The following is a 7,516-nucleotide window of genomic DNA, read 5'->3' on the forward strand; positions in this document are numbered from 1 at the left end:
GAAGCCCCTTGGAATCGATCCCACGTTCTTCCGGCTAGGAACAGGCTTTGTCATTGGCTTCGCAATGTTAGCTTTCTTTGTTAACTGTCTGATCCTTGTTTTCAATAAAGAGCGGCAAGGATTTTTTCTTCGCCTATTCGCATTTAACAGCCTGTATGGCATGGGAGCGATGCTTGGTGCTCTATTCGCAGAATTCTTCCTGAGAACAGAAGTCAAGTGGATGCTCGTCTACTATGCAACAGGGATAATTATTGTTTCATCAGCTAATCTGGCGGCCCATTATAAAGTGATATTGAATGCCTTGAGAGGTGATTCTCCCCCGCCAACCGCCGCAAGCTAAGCGCGGGAAATCCAGGGGGGGCGTCTTCATTCTTGCTAAAGTGAAATGTGTAGACGCGACCCCCTGTTTGTTCCGAATCGTCCGCCGGCATCCGTGCCCGGGTCGAAGCCACCCGCCAGATGTCGCGCGAGCGCCTGGAAAAATTCGGCATGCACGCCAACAGCCAGATGGCCGCCCGCCACATCCGCAAGTTCTGCCCGGTCGACGAACAGGGGCACCAGCTGCTCGAGATGGTCACCGACCGGCTCGGCCACTCGGCCCGCAGCTACTCCCGCATCCTCAAGGCGGCGCGCACCATTGCCGACCTGGCCGGTTGCGAAACTATTCAGCCGGCGCATCTGGCTGAGGCGATCCTGTATCGCTCGCTGGATCGGAAGGCCATGTGAGCGCCGGTTCGACGGTGATTCCGCACGGGTGCCGAGAACGGCCTTCGGGTTGTCTGCTGCAAATTTAGCCTGACCACCATGCCCGCAGGGTGTTAGCGGGTTGATTATGGAGAGGTCGTCAGGTCTTCGTGCGCTAATTTTTATGTCGGGTGGACGGACGTTCTGGCAACTTTTTATTGCCCTTAGAATCTTTGTGGGATAAGTTAAACAAATATATGATCATCAAGAGAGTCGGGAGGGTAAATGATGACCGAACGGGCCAAGACAGTCCTGTTGGTGGATGACAACAGGACCTTCGTGATGTACGCGGGGTTGTTGCTGAAGCGGATGGGTTACGAAGTCATTCCCACGGGCAGTGCTTTCGAGGCCATCAAGCTTTTGAAGATGATGTCCCCCGACGCCCTTATTCTCGATGTCAACATGCCCGAGATGGACGGGCCCTCATTGCTGCGGCAGATCAAGAGTGATGAAGAAATCGCCGACATCCCGGTGATCATGGCTTCAGCCGACGGTTCCGAAAAAACCCTGCAGGAATGCCGACGGCTCGGCTGCAGCGGCTACGTTCTCAAACCGCTGACCCCTGAAAGTCTCCACCGCTGCCTGCAGGACGCGCTCACTCCCGAAGGCGCCGAGAAGCGGCGGCATTTCCGGGTGGCCTTTGAGGGGCGCGTGTCGGTCAGAAATTCCGGCCAGACCCAGGAGTTGTATGCCGTGAATCTTTCCCAGGGGGGGATTTACATCCGCAAGAAAGATCCTCTGCCCGTAGGGACCGTGGTGACCATTCGGTTTGCGGCAGGGGACCATATCGATGTCAGCCTGGACGGCGTGGTGATCTACAAAAAGGACATTTATGACGGGGCCTTCAAGATGGTTCCCGGCATGGCCATCCAGTTCAAGGGGCTGTCTGCCGAAAAAGGCGACCAGCTCAAGGCCTTCATCAATGATCTGCTGACCCGCGACCTGCTCGAAGAGCAGGATGAGCTGGTTATTTCCATCTGCTAGCGCTCTGCCGCTCGAGCGCGTGGACCGCAATCCGCAAGGGTTCTGCGAGGAAAAGAAAGTTTTATTTGTTCGCGGTTGTTTTTGTCTTGCTTTTCGGCTTAGCGCTGTGTTACCTTGAAAAAACTTAAGTAAGTGTGTGTAAGTTTTTTGTTGCTCACCAGTTTGACAAGGTGTCATTCTGGATCAAAAACACAGGCCCACTTGGGTGTGTGTTTTTATTTTTTGGGCGATCGGGATTTACGCAACAAAAAAGTTCCCACAGGGGAACATGGAGAAAAAAATGGCAGAAGGCACCGTTAAGTGGTTCAATGACGCAAAAGGTTTTGGTTTTATCGAGCAGGACAATGGACCTGACGTATTTGTTCATTTTTCCGAAATCCAGGGCGATGGTTTTAAATCTCTCGCCGAAGGCGACCGCGTAAGCTTCGAGGTCACCCAGGGTCAAAAAGGCCCCCAGTCGGCGAACGTGCGCAGAATTTAAGTAAGATTTTGCATATATTCGCAAAGGAGCCCCGCGAAGTTCGTGGGGCTCCTTTTTTCTTGCGGCAGCTCACCCGCGAAAGTTGTACCGGCTGAAAGGACGATCAGATGGCAAGAAAACCGAATTACGGCTATGAAAAGCGCCAGAAGGAAATCGCCAAGAAAGCCAAAAAGGACGAAAAGAAAAAACGCAAGACGGAGGACAATCCGGAAGAAGATTCACAGGAATCACCGGAGCAAAATTAACGGGTCCCCCCCCGATTCCCCGTTGGACCCCTGCCATGCAATAGGTCGGGCCTGCTCATCGTTCCGTTTTGTTGGGAGTACGTGGGCTTTATCTCTCCCGCAACGGATCAGAAGTCATCCCCCGAACACCTGCACGTCGCCCCGCCGGTTTATTCGACCCCTTTGAGCTTTATTTTTAAGACAATATTCATTATGTTGACCCGTGTGCTGGGGCCTGCCCCCTCACGGTTCAGCGTTTCTGCATTACTGACAAGGAGGGAGTGACCTTTGGCCTCTCTGGATTTCGAACGAGAAAAATGCGCGTTCAGCAAGTTTTACGACAACAAAAGGCCCCTTCTGGAGGAGGCCAAGAATGCCTATATCCGCGCCATCAACACACTGATCAAGCAGTCTGATGTCGGTGAGGTGACAAAAATAGAGGGCAGGATCAAGGATAAAGAAGAGTGTATAAAAAAGTTTCAGCGTAAGTACCAGAACAAATTCGAAGCCGATGAGCAGCCTTACGAGATCAAGGACTGTCTTTCCGATCTGATCGGAATCCGTATCGTTTGTCTCTATGAGGATCAGGTTGCTGTGGTATCCGAGGTGCTGAAGAAACACTTCGATATTATCGATGTAACGGACAAGATCGCGGCCATCGAGAGTACCGAAGATCTGTTAGGCTACAAGGGCCTGCATATGGACCTGCAACTCAGCAGGGAGATGGCTTGCCTGGCGAAGTTTCAGGCGTTTGCGGAGCATCCCTTCGAAGTGCAGATCAGGTCTTTGATACAGGATGCCTGGAGTGTGCTGGACCACAAAATTAAATACAAAAAATCGATCCCCAATGATCTCAAGCGCAGGATCAATGTACTTTCTGCCCTGTTTGAGCTGGCCGACCGGGAATTTAAGGAGATCCGCAACGCCACCATGGAATTGTTGCAGCAGGCCACGGTGGATCCGATCAGTGATTCACTGGCAGAAAACGGAGAGGCTGCCGGAGACGGTTCGATGGCGGTCAACGGAAAAATCATCAACGCCTTCAACTTCCAGCGTGTTGCAGGACACTTCTTCAAGGATTTTGAGTTCGAAGACTACAAAGTCGACTCCTTTGTGCAGGATATACTGAAGCAGGACAATGATTTCAAGCGGTCGGATCTGCACAAAAGCCTGATCGAGAATTTGAAAACCGTCAGGGATTATCGCGATGAATTCATGGTGGAAAACCCTGAAAACACCTTCAGTCCCTACACGGTGATCCGGCACTGCCTGTATCTCTACAGCAAGGAAACCTTCGAACGGATTTTATCCAGGGGGCCCAAAGATCGCTTTGACGAGTGGCTGAAAGCGTGTCGGAGTTCCTCGGGACCCGCATAAGAAAAGGGCAGTCTGCCTCGTACCATGCAGCCTGCCCCTGATAATCACCCTGTCGGAAAATTACCCACGCCACAGCGTCCATGCCAGATCGTTTTTATCTGTACTCTGGGTAAACTTAGATTTGCAGGTCAGGCACTGGTAGTCCTGCTCTTCGAAGCCGCGCGGCTTTTTTCCTTTGAAAATGCGGGGTTCATCCACTTTTATCAAATATTCATGGGGCGATCCGCTCCGCGTCTTTTTCGATTGTTCTTCACAGTACTCACAAATATTCATTTTAGTCACTTTCCACCCGGTATCCGGTTGCTCCTATTTGCAGCGCATCGTTTTTTTGCCGTCCTCGAAAAGAACCTCGACCTTTTGCGAGCCGACGACCCGCTGCACCAGGCCGAGGCCGAAAACAGGGTGGTTAATCAAGGCCTTGACCTTGTAAGACGAGGTCATGGAGTAGTCCGCCGCATCTTCACTCTTCATGGCCGGCCGCAGGGTTTCCCACTCTTTGCGCTCGGCGTCCTTATGCTGAACGGCTTGTCTTGCCGCCGGTTTTTTGGCTGCGGTGGGCGGCCGATATTTATGCTGGCGACTGCAGCTGTTGCACTGAACCTTTTCCGGGCCTTCTTCGGTCATGGTGACAATGACATGGTCGGAGTTTTTGCGGCATTTGGTACAGCGGGCTTCGATCGGGTCGCCGACAGAAAGCGTGTTGTTTTGCATAGCGTTACTCCCTTAGATGTGTCCAATAAAAACCAGGAGGGTCGCTGGAATCTACGGGGCGGGCTTGACATGTGAGGTGCCGGCTGAAACCGGCCCGACTGTCGTATCACTGCTTCCGTAACGGCATCCCCGTACGGTTTGAAAGGCGATGGTGGCTTGAGAGAGGACCTGAGGTGGGTGTATTTAACTATACTACACGGTTCCGCGAATAAAAGATACCGAGCGGACAGGGAATAATCGCGGCGGGGGAGACAGAGGTCTGCTCGAACTATTCCTTGTTCCGCAGTTGGCCTCATGCCCAGCCGAACCAATAAAATCAGGGAAGTCCCCTTGACTCAACTTTGCGGAAGAAGTATTTCTGTTAGGAATTAAAGTCGGGCTTCCTGTTTAATGCGCGAAAACACGGGATAGCTCCAGCTCAGTCTTCGGGTTTCACATCCGTGCATCCGGCACCTGAATACATTGGGATTTGACGGGAGGGGGCAAATTCGGCCTCCCCGTTGGCAAGCCATCCACAGTGACCTATCACAAGGAGAATATGCAATGAGCAGTATCAAGGGAACCGAAACCGAAAAGAACCTGCTTAAATCCTTTGCCGGCGAAAGCCAGGCCCGCAACCGCTACACCTACTTTGCCGCCGCGGCCAAAAAAGAAGGCTTTGTGCAGATAGCCGACATTTTCGAGGAAACCGCCAACCAGGAAAAGGAGCACGCCAAGCGTTTCTTCAAGTTCCTCGAGGGGGGGGAGGTGGAAATAACCGCCAGCTTTCCGGCCGGTAAAATCGGCAGCACCGCCGCCAACCTGCTTGCCGCCGCCATGGGCGAGCACGAGGAGCACACCGAGCTCTATCCCGGCTTTGCCGCCGTCGCCGAGAAGGAAGGGTTAGCTGAAATCGGGGCGGCCTGGCGGGCCATCTCGGTGGCCGAGAAGCAGCATGAAAAGCGCTACCGCGACCTGCTGGCCAACCTGGAAAGTGGCCGGATCTTCAAGCGTGACGAGCCGGTCGTCTGGCGCTGCCGCAACTGCGGTTACCTGCACACCAGCAAGGAAGCGCTCGACAGCTGCCCGGCTTGCGTTCATCCGCAGGCCCACTTCGAACTGCTGGGCGAAAACTGGTAACATAAGGTCTTTTCGAAGAAAAAAGGGCGTTTCCGTTAACCGGAAGCGCCCTTTTCTTATCCTGGGCTGCGCAGTAAAAAGGGCGACCGAAAGGAGCTTGCGGGAGGGGCGGGATGGGCCAGGCGAGAAGAGGGGCGGCCGTTATGGCTGCATTTTTATGCGATATGTGATAATGTGCTGCTGAACCTGGGCCCGGTAATCCCCGTAGCGGGAGACCCCGCCGGTAATTCCGGCTTGGTTTTTTCTGAGCCGGCCGATGGTTCTTGACGCAAGTCAAGGCAAGGGCGCGGCGGAAGTGGTTTGATGAGAAAAACTGATCGGTGGCTTCAGGCCACTTAAAAGAGGAGTAGTCTTTTGAAGATAGAACGGTTTCAGCGAGGAGAGAGCTGGCGGCCCCTTATCCAGTGGTTGTTTTTTGCCTGGATCGTCGGAATTGGCGTCCGATTCGCCCTGTTTGTCCGCCATTTCGAATCGGACGGGGCGACCCCTCTGGTCTCGCGTCCACCTGGAGTCGAAGGTTTTCTGCCGATCGGTGCCCTGGTCAGTCTCAAGCACTGGCTGGTCACCGGCACGATCGACCGGGTGCACCCGGCGGCTCTGCTGCTGCTGCTGACCTTTATCGCCATGAGCCTGTTGGCGCGCAAGTCCTTCTGTTCCTGGCTCTGCCCGGTGGGCACCCTTTCGGAGGCGGCCTGGAAGCTCGGGCAAAGGGTTTTCAAGCGAAGCTTCCGAATCTGGGACTGGCTCGACCTGCCGCTGCGGGGGATCAAGTACCTGCTGCTGTTCTTCTTTGTGAAAATCGTCTTTTTCGACATGCCGGCCATGGCTCTGGGCGGTTTTCTGAAGGCGCCCTACTGGGCGATCAGCGACGTGAAGATGCTGCACTTCTTTCTCAACATGTCGGCGACCGCCCTGGCCGTCATTGCCGTACTGTCGATCTTGTCCGTCTTCTACCAGAATTTCTGGTGCCGCTACCTCTGTCCCTACGGGGCCCTGCTGGGATTCTTCAGCATGCTCAGCCCGCTCAAGATCCGCCGGGATCAGGCCGCCTGCATCGACTGCGGGAAATGCAGCAGAGCCTGCCCGTCGCGGTTGCCGGTGCATCGGAAAAATGCGATTTCCAGCCCGGAGTGCACCGGCTGCCTGAGCTGCAGCGCCGTCTGTCCGACCAGCGCCCTGGTCATGGCGCCGCCGCTGCACAGAAAACTGCTGGCCGGCTGGCGCTTCCCGGCGCTGGTGGTCGGCCTGTTCGTCCTCGGCGTCGGCGCCGGGATGGTCAGCGGCCACTGGGAGACGAGTCTTACCTACGAAGACTACCAGCGCCTCATTCCCATGGCGAGAATGCTCGGCCATTGATCTTGGGAAGACGGATGGCGGAAGACCAGGGGGATGTACACCCTGTATAAAAAGCGGATACACCCCGTTTTCCCTTATTACCATTGCTAAATCATGACATTGTGCCACTTTTAATGCTACCGCATTAAGTAAAACACATGTGTCGATGTATATTTAACTTATACAAAGCCCCCCGCCAACACGCTTCTCCGATGTTCACCGCAAAGTGTTTTTCCACGCAAAAACGGCAGTTTGCACAATAGTGATAAAAGTCTTCCAATATTGGTACGCTCTTCGCTATAAACCAAGTCAACAGCAAGCAACAGCGAACCCAAGGAGCATGCCATGAAAAACTCCCTTCCGTCGGCCATCATCCTGCTCATCGCTTCAGCCTCTTCCGCCCTGGCCTCCAATGGCGCAGGCAACTCCGGCCTCGGCCTGATGACCATCCTCTTCTTCGGTTTCTTCGCCCTGGTCGTCTCCACCCAGCTGCTCCCCGGCCTGCTCCTCTTCATCGCCGGGACCAAAAGCCTGTTCGGCA

9 protein-coding genes and 1 pseudogene are annotated in these 7,516 nt (G+C 54.3%); 9 read left to right on the top strand and 1 reads right to left on the bottom strand.

Annotated elements, in window-relative coordinates; all coding sequences use genetic code 11:
- The 6 genes and pseudogenes from ABYV89_RS12465 to ABYV89_RS12490 form a co-directional block, all read left to right on the top strand.
- Window positions 1-340, top strand: a 340-nt coding sequence (locus ABYV89_RS12465; protein ID WP_432823282.1) for a hypothetical protein, incomplete at its 5' end; no start/stop codon positions are given.
- Between the two features lie 86 nt (window positions 341-426).
- Window positions 427-726: pseudogene (locus ABYV89_RS12470) on the top strand (GTP-binding protein EngB); the annotation flags it as partial.
- Between the two features lie 243 nt (window positions 727-969).
- Window positions 970-1,728, top strand: coding sequence for a response regulator (locus ABYV89_RS12475; RefSeq protein ID WP_432823283.1), 759 nt, complete (start codon window positions 970-972; stop codon window positions 1,726-1,728).
- 280 nt (window positions 1,729-2,008) lie between these two features.
- Window positions 2,009-2,209, top strand: coding sequence for a cold-shock protein (locus tag ABYV89_RS12480; RefSeq protein WP_253959076.1), 201 nt, complete (start codon window positions 2,009-2,011; stop codon window positions 2,207-2,209).
- Window positions 2,210-2,316: 107 nt separating this feature from the next.
- Window positions 2,317-2,454: a hypothetical protein gene (locus tag ABYV89_RS12485; RefSeq protein ID WP_432823284.1), complete on the top strand. Its 138-nt coding sequence runs from the start codon at window positions 2,317-2,319 to the stop codon at window positions 2,452-2,454.
- Window positions 2,455-2,721: 267 nt separating this feature from the next.
- Entirely contained in the window at window positions 2,722-3,810 is a 1,089-nt protein-coding gene (locus ABYV89_RS12490; protein ID WP_432823285.1) for a GTP pyrophosphokinase, read from the top strand.
- A gap of 306 nt (window positions 3,811-4,116) precedes the next feature.
- On the opposite strand, the gene ABYV89_RS12495 is transcribed toward ABYV89_RS12490, so the two are convergent.
- Entirely contained in the window at window positions 4,117-4,521 is a 405-nt protein-coding gene (locus ABYV89_RS12495; RefSeq protein WP_432823286.1) for a hypothetical protein, read from the bottom strand.
- Window positions 4,522-5,064: 543 nt separating this feature from the next.
- Between ABYV89_RS12495 and rbr the strand changes: the two genes are divergently transcribed.
- The 3 genes from rbr to ABYV89_RS12510 all read left to right on the top strand — a co-directional run.
- Entirely contained in the window at window positions 5,065-5,640 is a 576-nt protein-coding gene (gene rbr, locus ABYV89_RS12500; protein ID WP_432823287.1) for a rubrerythrin, read from the top strand.
- A gap of 354 nt (window positions 5,641-5,994) precedes the next feature.
- Window positions 5,995-6,996, top strand: a complete 1,002-nt coding sequence (locus ABYV89_RS12505) for a 4Fe-4S binding protein (RefSeq protein ID WP_432823288.1) — start codon at window positions 5,995-5,997, stop codon at window positions 6,994-6,996.
- Window positions 6,997-7,320: 324 nt separating this feature from the next.
- Window positions 7,321-7,516 (top strand): hypothetical protein (locus ABYV89_RS12510; protein ID WP_432823289.1); only part of this gene is annotated, 196 nt, incomplete at its 3' end.

It is taken from the genome of Trichloromonas sp. (assembly GCF_041583255.1).
In the GTDB taxonomy this organism is placed as follows: domain Bacteria; phylum Desulfobacterota; class Desulfuromonadia; order Desulfuromonadales; family Trichloromonadaceae; genus Trichloromonas.